This is a genomic window from Ferrovibrio sp. GW821-FHT12D07, assembly GCF_058807275.1.
The window spans coordinates 1,220,312-1,236,962 of sequence record NZ_JBXAQN010000001.1; the positions used below are offsets into that span (position 1 = coordinate 1,220,312).

The following is a 16,651-nucleotide window of genomic DNA, read 5'->3' on the forward strand; positions in this document are numbered from 1 at the left end:
CCGCTTTTCTGCCACCATACCGGGACCGGCTGCGCGCGTCATGCATCCTTATGCCGGTCTTCCGTTGCGTCATACCGACCATGCTGCAGATCGAAAACCCTTTGCTGCCCATGCGGGCGCTACGCCGGTTCTGGCGCGGCGCGGTCGACACGTTGCTGCCGCCGCAATGCATGCTTTGTACCGTCACCGTGGACGAACCCGGCCGGCTCTGCGCGCAGTGCTGGCCCGACGTCGGCTTCATTGCCGCGCCCTGCTGTCCCACCTGCGGCTTGCCCTATGCGATGCCGGTGCCCGAAGGCCTGGTCTGTGCCGCCTGCCTGCAGACGCCGCCGCGCTTTGATCGCGCACGCGCGGTCTTCACCTATGCCGGCGGTGGTCGCGATCTGGTTCTGCGGTTCAAGCGCGGCGACCGCACTGATCTGGTGCCGGGACTTGCTGCGTTGATGCAGACAGCCGGCGCGGAACTGCTGCAGGACTGCGACCTGATCGTTGCCGTGCCGCTGCATCGCTGGCGGCTGTGGCGGCGGCGCTTCAACCAGTCGGCCCTGCTGGCGGCACAGCTTGGCCGGCTTGCGGGAAAACCGGTGCGGTTCGATCTGCTGGAACGGCCAAAGCCGACCCGCAGCCTGGGGCGGCTCAGCCGGGCCGAACGGCGGCGGGTGCTAGCCGGGGCGATCACGCCGGGCGAGGGCGCGGCCGAGGCGATCCGGGGTCGGCGCGTGCTGTTGATCGATGATGTTTTCACCACCGGGACAACGGTTTCCGCCTGCTGCCGGGTTTTGCGCCGGAGCGGGGCGGCGGCCGTGGATGTGCTGACGCTGGCGCGGGTTGTTCGCGCCGAACAGGGCACCATATAATCGGGTCGGAAGCTGAGGGGCTTCAAACGAGGATGTCATGGCCGATATCGTGATTTATACCACTTTCATGTGCCCCTATTGTGCGCGCGCCAAGGCGCTGCTCGAGAAGAAGGGGCAGACCTACGAGGAGATCGATGTCTCTTACGATGCTGCCAAGCGCGACGAGATGACGCAAAAGGCCGGCGGTCGCCGCACCGTGCCGCAGATATGGATCAATGGCCAGCATGTCGGCGGCAGCGACGACCTGTACGAACTGGAACGCGCCGGCAAGCTCGATCCGATGCTGGCGGCTTAACAAGCAAACCAAACGGGGCGGCGATGACGAAGGTCAAGATCGGTCTGGTACAGCCCAATATCTGGGATGACATGAGCACGAATATCGCGCATGTCTCGGCCCTGGTTCGTCAGGCGAAGAATGACGGCGCTGAATTCATCGCCACGCCGGAGAATTCCGGCTTCATGGGCGTGAATGCCGCCGCCAGCGTCGCTGCCGGCCGGCCGGAAGAGAGCCATCCGGCGCTGCAGGCATTTCGCGCGCTGTCGGCCGAGCTGAAGACCTGGCTGCTGATCGGCTCGCTGGCCATCAAGCCCGAGGGTGCCAACCGCAACTTCAACCGCTCATTCCTACTCGATCCGGACGGCAAGATCGCGGCGCGCTACGACAAGATTCATCTCTTCGATGTCGACCTGCCGTCAGGCGAAACCTATCGCGAGTCCAACTCGATCGCGCCGGGCGCCGATGGCGTGGTGGTGCCGCTGCCCTTTGCCCATCTCGGCATGTCGGTCTGCTATGACCTGCGTTTCCCCGGTCTCTATCGCGGTTTGGCGCAGGCCGGCGCGGAAGTGATCTCGATCCCGGCTGCCTTCACGCGCACCACTGGCAAGGCGCACTGGCATGTGCTGATGCGGGCGCGCGCCATCGAGACGGGGACCTTTGTGGTTGCGCCCGCCATGTGGGGCGATCATCCGGGCAACCGCCAGACCTACGGTCATTCGCTGGTCGTCGATCCCTGGGGACGCGTGCTGGCCGATATGGGTGAAGGCGTCGGCGTCACGGTGGTCGAGATCGATCTGGCGGACGTGGCCAAGGCGCGGGCGCAGATTCCGGCCTGGAACCACGATCCGGTCTATGCGTTGCCGACGCGTCTCTCGGGCCGCGCCGCCGAATAGGCAGGCAGGGACAGGTTCATTGCCTTGGCGAAGGGTGCCCATAGTGCGCCATTGAGCGCCAGCACCGGCTCGGCCTTGGTCTGGCCGTCGAAATCGTAATCGTTGGTGATGCCGCCGGCTTCGCGCACCATCAGCAGGCCGGCCAGCGCATCCCAGGGCTTCATCCGCGCTTCATAGAACCCATCCAGTGCGCCCTCGGCGGCCAACGCCATCAGCAGCAGGCCGCTGCCCAGGCGGCGATACTGGCAATGGGCACGCAGCAGCCTGTCGATGATGGCGGCATGGATGTCGGCCGGTTCGCCATGGCCATAGCCGACGCCGATGCAGGCGCGCTCGATCTGCTGGGTGCCGCTCACCATGATCGGCTTGCCGTTGCAGAAAGCGCCATGGCCGCGCCGCGCCGTATACAGCCGGTCGCTCATCACATCGTAGATCAGGCCGAGTTCCAGCGTGTCGCGCACCACCAGCGCGATGGCGATGCACCAATACGGTAGTCCGCGCACGTAATTCGCGGTGCCGTCGATGGGATCGATCACCCAGAGTGCATCGGTCTCGCCGCCGCGCCGGCCGCGTTCCTCGCCCAGGATGCCGTCATGCGGGAAAGCCGACAGCAGGCGTGAGGTGATCAGGTCTTCGGTTTCCGAATCTGCCTGGCTGACAAAGTCCTGCACGCCCTTGAGCTGGATCACCAGCTCCTTGCGATTGTCGTAGAAGCCGCGCGCCAGCTTCCCGGCTTCGCGGATCACCTGGATGGCATGCTGCAGGCGTTGCTCGATATCTATCGTCATGAGCGCGATGCTACGCCTCACGGACGCGCGGCCCAACAGCAAATTTCGGAAATCAGGATCGCGCTCAGGAACGTGCGCTTTGCGGTTGCGTTGTGTTCCAGCTTTCACGCGGCAAACTGAACCAGCTGACAATCCGCTCCCATAGCGGCTGTTCGCCGGCATAGGCAAAGCCAAGTTTAGCCAGCACGCGTTGCGAATTGCGGTTTTCCGGCGCGGTCAGCGCGATCACGGCGGAGAGCTGTGCAGTCTCGAAAGCGTAACCGAGGACGGCGTGGCCGGCCTCGGTGGCGAGGCCGCGGCCCCAGACGGTCTTGTTGAAAAGGTACAGCAGTTCTGTCGCTTCGGCTTCCGGAATCCAGCGTAGGCCGCACTGGCCCAGCAGGCGTCCGCTGGCGCGATCGGTCACCGCCCAGACACCATAGCCGCGCCGGTCCCAGTGGTCGTTGAAATTGTGGATGTTGCTCTTGGCGCGGTCCTGCGCCTGTTCGCGGGACAGGCCGCGGCCGGGCAGCATGTGGCGCATCACCTGGTCGTCGGCATAAAAGCGCGCCAGCCCCTGCCAGTCGGTGCCATTGAAACGGCGCAGCCGCAGGCGTTCGGTCTCGATGTCCAGACTCACAGCTTCACCGCACAAATCTTCTGGCGCACGCTGCTCGTCTCTTCGCCCTGCTCGAAGGCGCGGATATCGAAGCCATCCTTGCAGACCTCGGTCAGTTCATTGGGTTTGAGCAGGAAGTCCGGGTTGCTTGGTTTGCCGAAGCGTTCGTTGCCGCGCATGAAGGTCTCGTAGAGCAGCAGGCCGCCGGGCTGCACGGCTTCCAGCAGTGCAGGAAACAACGGCCGCCAGAGATAGTTGGTCACGACGACGGCATTGAATTGACGATCTTTCAGGGGCCATGGGCCGGCCTCTATATCGGCTTCGATCAGTTCAGCGCGCACATCGCCCTTGAGGTCGAGCACGCCGCGCAGATCGCGATCGAGAAAAACCACCGGATGATTGTGCCCCAGAAACAGTCGGCCATGGCGCCCGCTGCCGCAGGCGACATCGAGCACGCTGCCGCCGGCTGCAACCTGCGGCGCGAACCGCCGGATCCAGTCCGACGGCGCAGGCCTATTCCCGTCCTGAGCCCCTTGTTGCACGGCTACGACTGCCCCATGTATAAACTGTTACATCCCCTGAGAGACTTGGCGCAGCGCCGAATCACCCAATCCTGCCGTCGCGATGATCAAATACGAACTCAAATGCCGCAAGGACCATGTCTTCGAAGGCTGGTTCTCTGACAGCGCCGCCTATGACGAACAGGCGGCGTCGGGCAAGGTTGTCTGTCCGGTCTGCAACTCGCGCAAGGTGAGCAAGGCGCCGATGGCGCCGCGCATCGGCAAGTCGAAAGCGGAAAAGGCAGCCTCGGAAGCAAAACAAGTCGCGATGATGCGCCAGGCGCTGACCGAAATCCGCGATCATGTCGAGAAGAACGCCGATTATGTCGGCGACCAGTTCGCCGAAGAGGCGCGCAAGATTCACTACGGCGAAACCGACAAGCGCAACATCTACGGCGAAGCGACTAAGGAAGAGGCGAAAGAGCTGGTGGACGAGGGCGTCGACGTTGCCATGATCCCCTGGCTGCCGCGCAGCGACGCCTAGGTGTCCTTCGTCGCCATCAGCATGTAATTCACGCTTGTATCCGTGCCCACGCTCCAGCGGTCGTTGAGCGGATCGTAGCTCACCCCGGCGACCTCTTTCAGGGTCAGGCCGCTGTGGCGCAGGCTGCCGGCCAGTTCATGCGGCTTGAGGAACTTCTTCCAGTCATGCGTGCCGCGCGGCACCCAGCGCAGGATGTATTCGGCAGCCACAATGCCGAGCGCGAATGACTTGGGCGTGCGGTTCAGCGTGGCGGCGATCAGCAGCCCGCCCGGCTTCACCATCTGGCCGCAGGCGGCCAGGAAGCCGGCCAGGTCGGCCACATGCTCCACCACCTCCAGTGCCAGCACCACGTCGAACTGCTCGCCCGCCTCGGCCAGGGCCTCGGCGCTGGTGCAGCGGTAATCGACCGCCACCCCGGCCTCGGCCGCATGCAGGCTGGCCACCCCGATATTGCGTTCCCCAGCGTCAGCTCCGGTGACCGCCGCGCCCAGCCGGGCCATCGGCTCGGAAACCAGACCGCCGCCGCAGCCGATATCCAGCAGCCGCAGGCCGGTCAGGGGGCCGTCTGACGCAACGTCCCGGCCGAAATGCGCAGCGATTCGGTCGCGGATGAAACCCAGCCGGACGGGGTTGAATTTGTGCAGGGGACGGAACTTCCCCTGCGGGTCCCACCACTCGGCCGCGAGGGCGGAAAAACGCTCGATTTCGGCAGGGTCGATACTGGCGGCAGTCTGGGTCATGAGGGTCCGGCAAGATCAGGCAAAAACAGGGGATTTTTACGTTTGGTCGGCTTGCTCCGGGCCGGCCCCGAGAGTATTAAGGACCCGCCTTTTTGCCGGCAAGGTTCCGCCGGTCAGCTATCGACAACGTATCGTGAAACGGGATCGAGCGACATGGCGCGCTTGGTGATGAAATTCGGCGGCACATCGGTTGGTTCGGTCGACCGGATCAAGAATGTGGCCGCCAAGGTGAAACGGGAAGTGGACGCCGGCAACCAGGTTGCCGTGGTGGTCTCTGCCATGTCCGGCGAGACCAACCGCCTGGTCGACCTGTGCAAGCAGATCGATCCGGTCCATGACCAGAAGGAATACGACACGGTCGTCGCTGCCGGCGAGCAGGTGACCACCGGTCTGGTCTCGATCGCCCTGCAGGCCGCCGGCCTGAAGGCCCGGTCCTGGCAGGGCTGGCAGGTGCCGCTCCGCACCAATGACATGCATGGCCGGGCCCGGATCGAGGAAATCGACGGTGCCGCCATGATCAAGGACATGACCGCGGGCGTGGTGCCGGTGGTGGCGGGCTTCCAGGGCGTTGGCCCGGGCGAGCGGATCGCTACCTTGGGCCGCGGCGGCTCGGATACCTCGGCCGTGGCGCTGGCCGCGGCGCTGAAGGCCGACCGGTGCGACATTTATACGGACGTGGACGGCGTATACACAGCCGATCCGCGCATCGTGAAAAAAGCCCGCAAGCTGGATAAGATCACCTACGAGGAGATGCTGGAACTGGCCTCACTGGGGGCCAAGGTGCTGCAGACCCGCTCGGTGGAAATGGCGATGAACCACCGGGTGCGCACCCAGGTTCTGTCGAGTTTCGCGGATGTTGCCGGCACGCTGGTTGTCGATGAGGAAGAGATCGTGGAAAAGCAGATCGTTTCGGGTGTCACCTATTCCGCCGATGAAGCCAAGGTCACCCTGATCGGCGTGGCGGATCGTCCGGGTATTGCGGCCGGCATTTTCGGGCCGCTGTCGGATGCCGGCATCAACGTCGACATGATCGTCCAGAACATCTCCGAGGACGGCAAGAAGACCGACATGACCTTCACCATGGGTCGCGGCGATCTCGATCGCGCGGTGCAGATTCTGGAGAAGCAGGAAAAGAGCCTGGGCTGGGCCAAGCTGGTGCCGGATCGCAATGTGATCAAGGTGTCGGTGGTCGGCGTGGGCATGCGCAGCCATGCAGGCGTCGCGCATATCATGTTCAAGGCGCTGGCCGAGAAGAACATCAATATCCAGGCCATCACCACGTCTGAAATCAAGGTCAGCGTTCTGATCAGCGCCGACTACACTGAACTTGCGGTGCGCGCTCTGCACACCGCCTTCGGCCTCGACGCCGAATGACCCCGGAGGGCCGATGCGGGGAGGGCAGACCAGACCAGCCTCTCCGGTAAAGAGCGGAGAAGGGCTGTGACGCCGACGGGACGGGCATCAGCACCCGGGCCGCGTGGCCTGCTGCGCCGTCTGCGTGAGGTGATGGCGGAAGCCGGCACCGTCGACGAACGTCTGGCCCGCGTGGTGCGCAATATCGGCGCCAACATGGTCGCCGAAGTCTGCTCGGTCTATCTGCTGCGCAATGACGAACTCGAACTCTACGCCACCGAGGGTCTGAACCCCGACGCCGTGCACAAGACGCGCCTGCGCGTGGGCGAAGGTCTGGTCGGCGATATCGCGGCGCATGCGCGTCCGTTGGCGCTGGCGGATGCGCAGAACCATCCGCAATTCGCCTACAAGCCGGAAACCGGCGAAGAAATCTATCACTCGCTGCTCGGCGTGCCGCTGCTGCGCGACAATCGCGTCATCGGCGTGCTGGTCGTGCAGAACAAGACGCGCCGCCAGTATGCCGACGAGGAAACCGAGGCGCTGGAAACCATCGCCATGGTGCTGGCCGAGATGGTGTCCTCGGGCCAGCTCTCGGGCGGCGAGGATATCGCGGCGACCAATCGCATTTCGACGATGCCGTTCCGCGCCGATGGCCGCGTGCTGTCGGAAGGCCTGGCGATCGGCATCGCCGTGCTGCACGAGCCGCGCATTCATATCGAAAAGACCATGGCCGACGATATTCCGTTCGAGAAGGAGCGGCTGGATGCGGCCGTTACCTCGATGCGGGACCAGGTCAACAAGATGCTGGATGCGCCCGACAGCGACATTGTCGGCGAGAGCCGCGACATCCTGGAAACCTACAAGATGTTCGCCCATGACACCGGCTGGCTGTCCAAGCTGCATCAGGCAGTGGAATCCGGCCTGACGGCCGAGGCCGCCGTGCTGCGCGTGCAGGGCGATACGCGCCACCGCATGCAGGCGATCACCGATCCTTACCTGCGCGAGCGCCTGGCCGATCTCGACGATCTGGCCAACCGCCTGCTGCTGCATCTGACCGGCAAACCGCAGCATTCGGCGGCCGAGAACCTACCTGACAACGCGATCCTGTTTGCGCGCCAGATGGGGCCGGCCGAGCTGCTGGACTATGACCGCCGCAAGCTGCAGGGCGTGGTGCTGGAAGAAGGCTCCAGCGTCAGCCATGTCGCCATCGTGGCGCGTGCGCTGTCCATTCCGGTGCTGGGTGGTGTCGAGGGCGTGATCGCCAAGGTCGAGCCGGGCGATACCGTCGTGGTCGACGGCGACCATGCCCAGGTCTTTGTCCGTCCGGTCTCCGATGTCGTCAACGCCTTCCACCAGAGCGTTTCCTTGCGCAAGGCGCGGCTGGCAAAATACGCCGCCCAGCGCGAAGACCCACCGGTCACGCGCGACGGTATGCGCGTCGCCATGCTGGTCAATGCGGGCCTGCTGATCGATCTGAGCCATCTCGACGAGACCAATGCCGATGGCATCGGGCTCTATCGCACCGAGCTGCAGTTCATGGTGCGACCGACCTTGCCCAAGGCCGAAGCGCAGACTGCGATCTACCGCCGCGTCATCGAGCATGCCGGCGACCGCCCGGTGGTGTTCCGCACGCTGGATATCGGCGGCGACAAGGTGCTGCCGTATCTGGTGAAGTATCCGGAAGAGAATCCGGCGATGGGCTGGCGTGCGATCCGCCTGGCGATGGATCGTCCCGGCCTGCTGAAGGTGCAGCTGCGCGCGATGCTGGAGGCGGCGGCGGGCCGCAACCTGCATGTGATGTTCCCGATGATTGCCGAGGTGGATGAATTCCGCCGCGCCCGTCGCCTGCTGGACCGCGAGGTGCAGCGTCTGGTTAATCTGCGCAAGGTCGTGCCGCTCAAGGTCTCGGTCGGCACCATGCTGGAAGTGCCGGCACTGGCCTGGCAGCTGCCGGCGCTGCTGCCGCTGGTCGATTTCATCTCGGTCGGCTCGAACGACCTGATGCAGTTCATGTTCGCCGCCGACCGCGGCAACCCCAAGCTGGCCGACCGCTATGATCCGCTGAGCCCGGCCATGCTCGGCTTCCTCCACTGGGTGGTGCAGCAGTGCCATGCGGCCGAAAAGCCGGTCACCATGTGCGGCGAGATGGGCAGCCGCCCGCTCGAGGCCATGGCCCTGCTGGGCCTGGGCTTCCGCCGCCTGTCCATGCCGGCCAATGCGATTGGTCCGGTCAAGGAAATGCTCCGTAGCCTGGATGTTCCCCGTTTGGCTGATTTTATGGCTAAGCACTACGGTTCACCCGAGCGTAGTATGCGGGCCGCCCTGGAAGAATTTGCCCGGGAAAATGGCGTAATTGTTTGAAATAGCTGGCTTCATTGCCCAATTGACGTAAAATGGCCATACGAACAAGGCGGGCGAAAACAATGAATAGCCAGTCCGGCGAACAGTCGGCCGTAGCGGGCGCCCTCGGTGTCGGGGGACGTTACGAGGGGGTCGGCCATAGCCTGAAGGTTGTGCGTGAGCGGCGAAACCTCGCCCTTGCTGATGTTTCCGCACGCCTGCGTATTCGTCGTCCCTATCTGGAAGCCATCGAGGAAGGCCGCTTCGCCGAATTGCCCGGCGCGGTCTATGTCAGCGGCTTCCTGCGCCAGTATGCAGAATTCCTTGGCCTCGATCCCGAACAGGTCCTGAAGACCTATCAGGGCGAAGCCGATGGCACGGTGCAGCGTACCGTGCTGAACTTCCCGCTGCCGCGCCCGGAAGAACGCACGCCGCGTCTGTGGCTGGTGCTGGGCGCGCTGGTGATTGCCGCCGTCGCTTACGGCCTGTGGTATCGCCATCAGGAAGCACTGCGCATCGGGCATGAACTGATCGAGGCCGTGCCGTCGCGTCTTGCCGATCTGGTGCCCAGTCCGCAGCCGATCGCACCCTCTGTCCCCATGGTGCTGCCGCCGCCGGTGTCACCGCCGGTCGTGGCCACCGCGCCGTTGCCTGTGCCGTCGCCCGCACCGGCAGCGCCTGCCCAGACCCCGGCTCCTGCGGCCACGCAGACCGTGACGCCGCCCCCCGCAGCCTCGTCACCGCCCGTGGTGACGGCCGCCCCGCCGGCGCCTGCACCCGTGCCGACGCCTGCAGCCCCGACTTCGACAGCCTCGGTCCCCGCTATCCCGGCGCCTGTTGCCCAGATGCCGCCGGCCGTTGCCGCCGCGCCCGCAACCGCTCCGTCTGCCGCCACCAGCTATGGCGCCACCGAGGCCGCCAGCCGCATCCGCCTGGAGGCGGTCGCGCCGTCCTGGATCCAGGTGCGCGGGCCGAACAACGAACAGGTTTTCACCCGGCTGCTGAATGCCGGCGAACGCTATCAGGTGCCTGACCGCGCCGGCCTCACCCTGCTGACCGGCAATGCCGGCGGCGTGCGGATCGTGGTGGATGGCCAGACCATGGCTCCGCTGGGCAACGAGGGCGAGGTGAAGCGCGGTATTTCGCTGGATCCCGAGCGCCTGAAGAACCCGGGCGGCGAGCGCCAGGGCTAGCGTCCAGGAAGGCTTCCGGCAGGTGGCCACCTTGCCATCACCCGGTAAAGACGCCATGTTACGCCGCGTCCGCAGGCCTCTTGAGTCCCAGCTGAGCCGGACGGAAACCAGACCATGAGCATCCGACCCTATCGCGATATTCAGCGCCGCAAGTCGCGGCAGATTTTCGTCGGCAAGGTGCCGGTGGGCGGCGACGCGCCGATCACTGTGCAGACCATGACGAACACGCTGACCAGCGACGTGGCCGCCACGGTGGACCAGATCCGCCGCTGCGAGGAGGCCGGCGCCGATATCGTGCGCGTCTCCTGCCCGGATGAGGATTCGACCAGGGCGCTGAAAGAGATCGTGCGCCAGTCGAAGGTGCCGATCATCGCCGACATCCATTTCCACTATAAGCGCGCCATCGAGGCCGCCCAGGCTGGCGCTGCCTGCCTGCGCATCAATCCCGGCAATATCGGCAGCGCCGACCGTGTACGTGAGGTGGTGAAGGCCGCCAAGGATCACGGCTGCTCGATGCGTATCGGCGTCAATGCCGGTTCGCTGGAAAAGCACCTGTTGGAGAAATATGGCGAGCCCTGCCCGGAAGCCATGGTCGAAAGCGCCATGGATCATGCACGCATCCTGGAAGACCATGACTTCCGCGAATTCAAGATCAGCGTGAAGGCATCCGATGTCTTCCTGGCCGTCGCCGCCTATCAGGGTCTGGCCGAGGCCTGCGACTATCCGCTGCATATCGGCGTGACCGAAGCCGGCGGCCAGCGCATCGGCACGGTGAAATCCTCCATCGGTCTGGGCATGCTGCTGTGGTCGGGCATCGGCGATACGCTGCGCGTGTCGCTCTCGGCCGCACCCGAAGAGGAAGTGCGCGTCGGCTTCGACATGCTGAAGTCGATGAACCTGCGCCATCGCGGCGTGAACGTGATTTCCTGCCCGTCCTGCGCGCGCCAGAATTTCGATGTGATCAAGACGGTCGAGGTGCTGGAGCAGCGCCTTGGCCATATCACCACACCGATGACGCTGAGCGTGATCGGCTGCGTGGTCAACGGCCCGGGCGAGGCGCGCGAGACCGATATCGGCTTCACCGGCGGCGGCAAGAATACGCATCAGGTCTATCTCGCCGGCCAGCCGGCACACCGGCTGCAGAACGAGGACATCGTCGCGCATCTGGTTGAGCTGGTCGAGAACAAGGCGCGCGAGATCGAAGCCGCCAAGAAGCAATCCGAAGACGCGGCCGACGCCGCGTCTTAGCTATCCACCTTTCAAAGACGGAGACACGCCGTGGCCCAGCAGCTGCAGCCCGTGCGCGGTACGCATGACATCCTGCCTGACGATTATGACCGTTTCCGCCATGTGGTGGACACGGCGCGCAAGGCTGCATTCCTGTTCGGCTATCGCGAGATGTCGACGCCGATCTTTGAATTCACCGATGTCTTCGCGCGCTCGATGGGCGAGACCTCGGATGTCGTCTCCAAGGAGATGTATTCCTTCACCGACAAGGGCGGCGAGGGCTTGACGCTCCGTCCGGAATACACCGCCGGCATCTGCCGCGCCTTCATCTCGAACGGCCTGCTGCAGCATGTGCCGTTCAAGACCTTTGCCTGGGGTCCGATGTTCCGCTTCGAGCGGCCGCAGAAGGGCCGTCAGCGTCAGTTCCACCAGATCGACGTGGAAGTGCTGGGTGCGCCCGAGCCGCAGGCCGATGTCGAAGTGATCGCGCTGGCCGCCGAGATCCTGCGCCGGCTTGGCATTCTCGACAAATGCGTGCTGGAGCTGAACACGCTGGGCGATCCGGAAAGCCGCGTCGGTTACCGCGATGCGCTGGTGAAGTATTTCGGCGGCCATGTCGACAAGCTGTCGGAAGACAGCCGCAAGCGCCTGGAGAAGAACCCGCTGCGTATCCTCGACTCTAAAGACGAGGGCGACCGCGCGTTGGTGGCCAATGCGCCGCTGATCCAGGAATACCTGACGCCGGAAGCGCGCGATTTCTTCCAGGCCGTGCAGGATGGCCTCACCGGCAATGGCGTGCCGTTCAAGGTCAGCCCGCGTCTGGTGCGTGGCCTGGATTACTACACGCATACGGCCTTCGAGTTCACCACCGACATGCTGGGTGCGCAGGGCACGGTGCTGGCCGGCGGACGCTATGACGGTCTGGTCGAGCAGCTGGGTGGCAAGCCGACGCCGGGTATCGGCTGGGCCGGTGGCATCGAGCGTCTGGTTATGCTGAGCGACCCCAAGCCGGTGCTGGCCGATACGGTCGCGATCATTCCGATCGGTGAGAAGGCCGAAGCCGCCGCCGTGAAGATTGCTGCCGATCTGCGCCGCGCCGATATCGCCATCGAGCTGGCCTACAAGGGCAATGCGGGCAAGCGCTTCAAGCGCGCCGACAAGATGGGCTGCACGCATGCCGTGGTGATCGGCGACGACGAGCTAGCCAAGGGCGTGGCCAAGCTGAAGGACCTGAAGAGCGGCACGGAAACCGAAGTCCCGCTCGCCAATCTTGCCGCCAGCCTGAAGGCCTGATCATGGATGCTGCCGGCCTGCCGGAGGCCAAGCTCGACAAGGTGATCGAGCGCTACGAGATGCTGCAGGCGCAGATGTCCGCCGGCGGTCTTGCGGCCGATGCTTTCGTCAAGCTGTTGAAGGAATATGCCGAGATCGAGCCGCTGGTGCAGGCGATTGCCGAATGGCGGCGGCTGCGGCAGGAGGTCGCTGATCTCCTCGTGATGCGCGACGATCCGGCATCTGATTCCGAGATGCGCAGCCTGGCCGAGGCCGAGTGGAAGGCCGCGCAGGCGGTGCTGCCCGAGGCCGAGCGCCACGTGCTGATCATGCTGCTGCCCAAGGACGAGGCGGACGAGAAGAACGCCATCCTGGAAGTGCGCGCCGGCACCGGCGGTGACGAGGCGGCGCTGTTCGCGCGTGACCTGTTCGAGATGTATCGCGGCTATGCCGCCAAGCATGGTTGGCGCTTTGAAGTGGAAAGTATCGCCGATACCGAACTGGGCGGTTTCCGCGAAGCGATTGCGACGATCTCCGGCCGCAGCGTCTTTGCGCGGATGAAATTCGAGTCCGGCGTGCATCGCGTGCAGCGCGTGCCCGATACCGAAACGCAGGGCCGCATCCATACCTCGGCCGCGACGGTGGCCGTGCTGCCCGAGGCCGAGGATGTCGATATCGACATCAACGAGAGCGATCTGCGCATCGACGTCTATCGTTCCTCGGGCGCTGGCGGCCAGCATGTGAACACCACCGATTCCGCTGTGCGCATCACCCATATCCCGACTGGCATTGTGGTGGCGCAGCAGACCGAGCGGTCGCAGCACAAGAACAAGGCCAAGGCGATGAAGCTGCTGCGTGCCAAGATGTACGAGGCCGAGCGCGAGCGTCTGGCCTCCACGCGGGCCGCCGACCGCAAGGGCCAGGTTGGCTCGGGCGATCGCTCGGAGCGCATCCGTACCTACAATTTCCCGCAGGGACGCGTGACCGATCATCGCATCAATCTCACGCTCTATAAAATCGAGCAGGTGGTGACGGGCGAGGCGCTGGACGATGTGATCGAGGCGCTGATCGCCGAGGATCAGGCCAGTCGTCTGGCCGAACTCAACAATGCCTGAGAAACAGACGATCGGTGCGGTGATCGCGGCCGCCACCGAGCGTCTGAAGCAGGCCGATGTGGCCGAGACGCCGCGTCTGGATGCCATCCTGCTGCTGGAGCAGGCGAGCGGCATCAGCGCCAATCGCCTCCGTCTCGATTCCGCCGCCTTGCTCACACCGGAAGCCATCGCTGCCTTCGAAGCGCTGCTGGTGCGACGGCTGCAACACGAACCGGTTTCGAAGATCATCGGCCGCCGCGAATTCTGGAGCCTGGAGTTTCGCACCAGCCATGATGTACTCGATCCGCGCCCTGATTCCGAAACGCTGGTCGCCGGCGTACTGGCGGCGGTGCCGGACAAACAGGCGGCGCTGCGCCTGGTCGATTTCGGCACCGGCTCGGGCTGCCTGCTGCTCAGCCTGCTGCATGAACTGCGTAACGCCAGCGGTCTTGGCGTCGATCTGTCGCCGGCCGCGCTCGCCATCGCGCAGGAGAATGCGGCAAGCCTCGGTCTCTCGGCGCGCGCTGCCTTCCGGCAGGGCAGTTGGGGCGCGGGCGTCGAGGGCGCTTTCGACATCCTGATCAGCAATCCGCCCTATATCGAAAGCGCGGTGGTGCCAACGCTGGAGCCCGAAGTCAGGCATTACGATCCGCATCTGGCGCTGGATGGCGGTGCCGATGGCTTGGACGCCTATCGGCTGCTGATGCCCGATCTGGCGCGCCTGGCGGCGCCCGGGGCCATCGTGGCCCTGGAAATCGGCATGGGACAAGATGCCGCAGTGAGCACCCTGCTGGCCGGGGCGGGCTTTGCTGAAATCGCGGTCCTCCCCGATCTGTCGGGCATCGGGCGCGTCGTTACCGGTCGCAAACCGGCCTGAATTCAGGCCTCAATTGTGACGAAGCCTCGGGAATTCCCTGAAAAAAGGGTTGGCATGGCCTCTGCCCCCGCTTATCTTGGGATTCGGGGTGACGCGGTCCCAAGGAACCCGCCTTCGGGTGTTAACCAGGGGCGAATAAGGCAGGCAGCGTCATCGCCTCTTCGACTGAAGTTTCATCGAGAGGCCGACCGCATGGCGCGCGGTAGCGACGCAATGCGTGTGCGCATGATGCCTGACCGCGCAATTTACTGAAAACAAGTGAGATGACCCGTGAACAATAAGAATCGTCAGCGTGGCGGCCGTCCTCAGGGCCGGAGGCCGCATAATGGTGGCGGCGGAGGCGGCGGAGGCGGCGGCGGTAACAACAGCGGAATGAACAATTCCCACCGCAACTTCGACTCCAATGGCCCCGAAGTGAAGGTGCGCGGCACCGCCACGAATATCTTCGAGCGTTACTGCCAACTGGCACGCGACGCCAATGCCTCGGGCGACCGCGTCGCCGCCGAGAATTACCTCCAGCATGCGGAACACTATTACCGCATCATGCTGGCCCAGGGCGTGACGCCGATGCAGCGCGCCGCCAATCAGCAGCAGAATGGCAACCAGCAGCAGCCCCAGCAGGGCGGTCAGCAGGCCCAGCAGCCGGCAGCTGATGGCAACACCGGCAACGCCGCCGATGGCGGCAATGGCGAGCAGCCGAGCCTGGAGCGCGAACTGGAAGCGGTCCTCGATCCGGAAGCCAAGGCTGCCGCCGAGCGCGACGAAGCCAACGCTGCGTAAGCAGCCGCAAGTCTGAATGACAAAAAAAGGCCGCTGGTTACCAGCGGCCTTTTTTAATGCGTGATGAATGAAAGCCGCGTGGCTCAGTTGCCGGGGATGGCGGCGGCGGCGCCCTGTTCGGCCTGGGCCCACAGCGCTTCGTCGGCGATGGTCAGCGCGCGGATCGGCAGCGTCTCGGCCTCCGGCACCACCGGCGCCAGTGCCAGGTCGATCTCCAGCTCCTTGTCGAGCAGGCCGCGGTCGGTGCCGAGATAGCGCTCGAAGAAGCCGACGGTGCGGGTGATGCTGTCGCTCTGGGCATCGCCACGGAAGGTGTGGCCCTGGCCCTTGTAGATCATGACTTCGTGTTCGGCGCCGACTTCGCCCAGCAGGTTGGCGAGTTCATAAGCGCGGCGCACCGGCACGGTGGCATCCTTGTCGCCATGCAGCACCAGCGTCGGCGGCATGCGGTGCACGCCACGACGCTGCACTTCCGACGGCATCGCGCCGACGACGTTGACCACGGCCTGGATGCGCGGATCGCGGCTGCCCAGCGCCAGCGCATGGAAGCCGCCCAGCGACAGGCCGAAGACGCCGATGCGGTCGGAATCGACATAGGCCTGCTTGGAAACGTAGGACACAGCCTCGGCGATCACCCGCTCGCGCTCGTCATGCAGCGTGGGGGCGGCCTTGCGGGCCTGCGGAATGCCATCGAAGTAATGGATGACGAAGGCGGTGATGCCCTTTTCGGCCAGCGCCTTGGCCTGCGGGTAGAACAGCGAGCCGTCGCCCAGGCCATGGGCGCCGTGCAGGATCAGCACGGCCGGGGTCTTGCCGTCCGGGCCCAGCATGTCGGTCTCGGCCTTCACGATATCGACGCGCACGCGGCGGCCATCGATGGTGAAGCCGGTACTGTCGGCCTCGGCGGCGCGACGGGCCGGTTCGGCGGACTTCAGCTTGCGCGGGGCAGTGGCCTTGGCAGGCTTGGAATCGGGCTTGGGGGCAATCGAGGACTTGGTCTGGCCGGCGCGCGGCTGAGCGTCAGCAGTCGGCGCATAGGCGGCGACACTGCCCAAAAGCAACGCAAGAGCGGAAATTCGGCAGAGGCTGCGGAACTGACGCAGCGTCTGTGCGTATCCCCCTGTCATCCTTCCCCCGTAACTCTTCAATTATTAACAAAAGCAGGCCTTGGCCCGCTGGACTGTAACCAGTTGTAACAACCCGAAACGCGGCTTGTCCACCCTTGATTTTCTCTAAATTTCCCTGCTTTTCCAGTAATATCATGGGGTTGGGCAAAATTTGCCGAGTACTGGCCCGCCCCCGGCGCTGTGATGGGCGT

17 protein-coding genes are annotated in these 16,651 nt (G+C 64.7%); 12 read left to right on the plus strand and 5 right to left on the minus strand.

Annotated elements, in window-relative coordinates; genetic code table 11:
- Positions 1–80: 80 nt before the first annotated feature.
- The 3 genes from AC1RRE_RS06135 to AC1RRE_RS06145 are packed head-to-tail and all read left to right on the plus strand — an operon-like array spanning position 81 to position 2,027.
- Positions 81–857, plus strand: coding sequence for a ComF family protein (locus tag AC1RRE_RS06135; protein ID WP_492980220.1), 777 nt, complete (start codon positions 81–83; stop codon positions 855–857).
- A gap of 37 nt (positions 858–894) precedes the next feature.
- A complete protein-coding gene (gene grxC, locus AC1RRE_RS06140; protein ID WP_492980221.1) occupies positions 895–1,152 on the plus strand; it encodes a glutaredoxin 3 in 258 nt (85 codons plus the stop codon).
- Positions 1,153–1,175: 23 nt separating this feature from the next.
- Entirely contained in the window at positions 1,176–2,027 is an 852-nt protein-coding gene (locus AC1RRE_RS06145) for a carbon-nitrogen hydrolase family protein (RefSeq protein WP_492980222.1), read from the plus strand.
- On the opposite strand, the gene AC1RRE_RS06150 is transcribed toward AC1RRE_RS06145, so the two are convergent.
- From AC1RRE_RS06150 to AC1RRE_RS06160, 3 genes are all read right to left on the minus strand, one after another.
- Positions 1,985–2,815, minus strand: a complete 831-nt coding sequence (locus AC1RRE_RS06150; RefSeq protein ID WP_492980223.1) for an inositol monophosphatase family protein — start codon at positions 2,813–2,815, stop codon at positions 1,985–1,987. The two genes, AC1RRE_RS06145 and AC1RRE_RS06150, sit on opposite strands and share 43 nt — an antisense overlap.
- Before the next feature lie 64 nt (positions 2,816–2,879).
- Positions 2,880–3,434: a GNAT family N-acetyltransferase gene (locus AC1RRE_RS06155; RefSeq protein WP_492980224.1), complete on the minus strand. Its 555-nt coding sequence runs from the start codon at positions 3,432–3,434 to the stop codon at positions 2,880–2,882.
- Positions 3,431–3,868 (minus strand): class I SAM-dependent methyltransferase, encoded by a 438-nt coding sequence (locus tag AC1RRE_RS06160; protein WP_492980225.1) that lies wholly within the window; start codon positions 3,866–3,868, stop codon positions 3,431–3,433. The genes AC1RRE_RS06155 and AC1RRE_RS06160 overlap by 4 nt, the downstream gene beginning before the upstream one ends.
- A 169-nt stretch (positions 3,869–4,037) precedes the next feature.
- On the opposite strand from AC1RRE_RS06160, the gene AC1RRE_RS06165 reads away from it, so the two are divergent.
- Positions 4,038–4,457, plus strand: a complete 420-nt coding sequence (locus tag AC1RRE_RS06165) for a DUF1178 family protein (protein ID WP_492980226.1) — start codon at positions 4,038–4,040, stop codon at positions 4,455–4,457.
- On the opposite strand, the gene ubiG is transcribed toward AC1RRE_RS06165, so the two are convergent.
- Positions 4,454–5,197 carry a bifunctional 2-polyprenyl-6-hydroxyphenol methylase/3-demethylubiquinol 3-O-methyltransferase UbiG gene (ubiG, locus tag AC1RRE_RS06170; RefSeq protein ID WP_492980227.1) on the minus strand — a complete coding sequence of 248 codons (744 nt, stop codon included), beginning with the start codon at positions 5,195–5,197 and terminating at the stop codon, positions 4,454–4,456. The two genes, AC1RRE_RS06165 and ubiG, sit on opposite strands and share 4 nt — an antisense overlap.
- A 153-nt stretch (positions 5,198–5,350) precedes the next feature.
- Between ubiG and AC1RRE_RS06175 the strand changes: the two genes are divergently transcribed.
- The 8 genes from AC1RRE_RS06175 to AC1RRE_RS06210 all read left to right on the plus strand — a co-directional run bounded on the left by AC1RRE_RS06175 (position 5,351) and on the right by AC1RRE_RS06210 (position 15,333).
- On the plus strand, positions 5,351–6,571 hold the full coding sequence (locus tag AC1RRE_RS06175; protein ID WP_492980228.1) for an aspartate kinase: 1,221 nt from the start codon (positions 5,351–5,353) through the stop codon (positions 6,569–6,571).
- Between the two features lie 66 nt (positions 6,572–6,637).
- Positions 6,638–8,911: a phosphoenolpyruvate--protein phosphotransferase gene (gene ptsP / locus AC1RRE_RS06180; protein WP_492980229.1), complete on the plus strand. Its 2,274-nt coding sequence runs from the start codon at positions 6,638–6,640 to the stop codon at positions 8,909–8,911.
- 62 nt (positions 8,912–8,973) lie between these two features.
- The gene (locus tag AC1RRE_RS06185) at positions 8,974–10,083 is read left to right on the plus strand and encodes a helix-turn-helix domain-containing protein (protein WP_492980230.1); all 1,110 of its coding nucleotides are present in this window, start codon (positions 8,974–8,976) and stop codon (positions 10,081–10,083) included.
- Between the two features lie 114 nt (positions 10,084–10,197).
- The gene (gene ispG / locus AC1RRE_RS06190) at positions 10,198–11,331 is read left to right on the plus strand and encodes a flavodoxin-dependent (E)-4-hydroxy-3-methylbut-2-enyl-diphosphate synthase (RefSeq protein ID WP_492980231.1); all 1,134 of its coding nucleotides are present in this window, start codon (positions 10,198–10,200) and stop codon (positions 11,329–11,331) included.
- A gap of 30 nt (positions 11,332–11,361) precedes the next feature.
- The gene (gene hisS / locus AC1RRE_RS06195; RefSeq protein WP_492980232.1) at positions 11,362–12,603 is read left to right on the plus strand and encodes a histidine--tRNA ligase; all 1,242 of its coding nucleotides are present in this window, start codon (positions 11,362–11,364) and stop codon (positions 12,601–12,603) included.
- A 2-nt stretch (positions 12,604–12,605) separates the two neighbouring features.
- Positions 12,606–13,697: a peptide chain release factor 1 gene (prfA, locus tag AC1RRE_RS06200; RefSeq protein WP_492980233.1), complete on the plus strand. Its 1,092-nt coding sequence runs from the start codon at positions 12,606–12,608 to the stop codon at positions 13,695–13,697.
- Positions 13,690–14,553, plus strand: a complete 864-nt coding sequence (gene prmC / locus AC1RRE_RS06205) for a peptide chain release factor N(5)-glutamine methyltransferase (RefSeq protein WP_492980234.1) — start codon at positions 13,690–13,692, stop codon at positions 14,551–14,553. Before prfA ends, prmC begins: the two co-directional genes overlap by 8 nt.
- 270 nt (positions 14,554–14,823) lie before the next feature.
- The gene (locus tag AC1RRE_RS06210) at positions 14,824–15,333 is read left to right on the plus strand and encodes a DUF4167 domain-containing protein (protein ID WP_492980235.1); all 510 of its coding nucleotides are present in this window, start codon (positions 14,824–14,826) and stop codon (positions 15,331–15,333) included.
- An 83-nt stretch (positions 15,334–15,416) separates the two neighbouring features.
- On the opposite strand, the gene AC1RRE_RS06215 is transcribed toward AC1RRE_RS06210, so the two are convergent.
- Positions 15,417–16,460, minus strand: a complete 1,044-nt coding sequence (locus AC1RRE_RS06215) for an alpha/beta hydrolase family protein (RefSeq protein WP_492980236.1) — start codon at positions 16,458–16,460, stop codon at positions 15,417–15,419.
- Positions 16,461–16,651: the final 191 nt, after the last annotated feature.

Coding starts and splice junctions, on each gene's coding strand:
- AC1RRE_RS06135 (WP_492980220.1), top strand. CDS start 81: ATGCTGCAGATCGAAAACCCTTTGCTGCCCATGCGGGCGCTACGCCGG.
- grxC (WP_492980221.1), top strand. CDS start 895: ATGGCCGATATCGTGATTTATACCACTTTCATGTGCCCCTATTGTGCG.
- AC1RRE_RS06145 (WP_492980222.1), top strand. CDS start 1,176: ATGACGAAGGTCAAGATCGGTCTGGTACAGCCCAATATCTGGGATGAC.
- AC1RRE_RS06150 (WP_492980223.1), bottom strand. CDS start 2,815: ATGACGATAGATATCGAGCAACGCCTGCAGCATGCCATCCAGGTGATC.
- AC1RRE_RS06165 (WP_492980226.1), top strand. CDS start 4,038: ATGATCAAATACGAACTCAAATGCCGCAAGGACCATGTCTTCGAAGGC.
- ubiG (WP_492980227.1), bottom strand. CDS start 5,197: ATGACCCAGACTGCCGCCAGTATCGACCCTGCCGAAATCGAGCGTTTT.
- AC1RRE_RS06175 (WP_492980228.1), top strand. CDS start 5,351: ATGGCGCGCTTGGTGATGAAATTCGGCGGCACATCGGTTGGTTCGGTC.
- AC1RRE_RS06185 (WP_492980230.1), top strand. CDS start 8,974: ATGAATAGCCAGTCCGGCGAACAGTCGGCCGTAGCGGGCGCCCTCGGT.
- ispG (WP_492980231.1), top strand. CDS start 10,198: ATGAGCATCCGACCCTATCGCGATATTCAGCGCCGCAAGTCGCGGCAG.
- prfA (WP_492980233.1), top strand. CDS start 12,606: ATGGATGCTGCCGGCCTGCCGGAGGCCAAGCTCGACAAGGTGATCGAG.
- prmC (WP_492980234.1), top strand. CDS start 13,690: ATGCCTGAGAAACAGACGATCGGTGCGGTGATCGCGGCCGCCACCGAG.
- AC1RRE_RS06215 (WP_492980236.1), bottom strand. CDS start 16,460: ATGACAGGGGGATACGCACAGACGCTGCGTCAGTTCCGCAGCCTCTGC.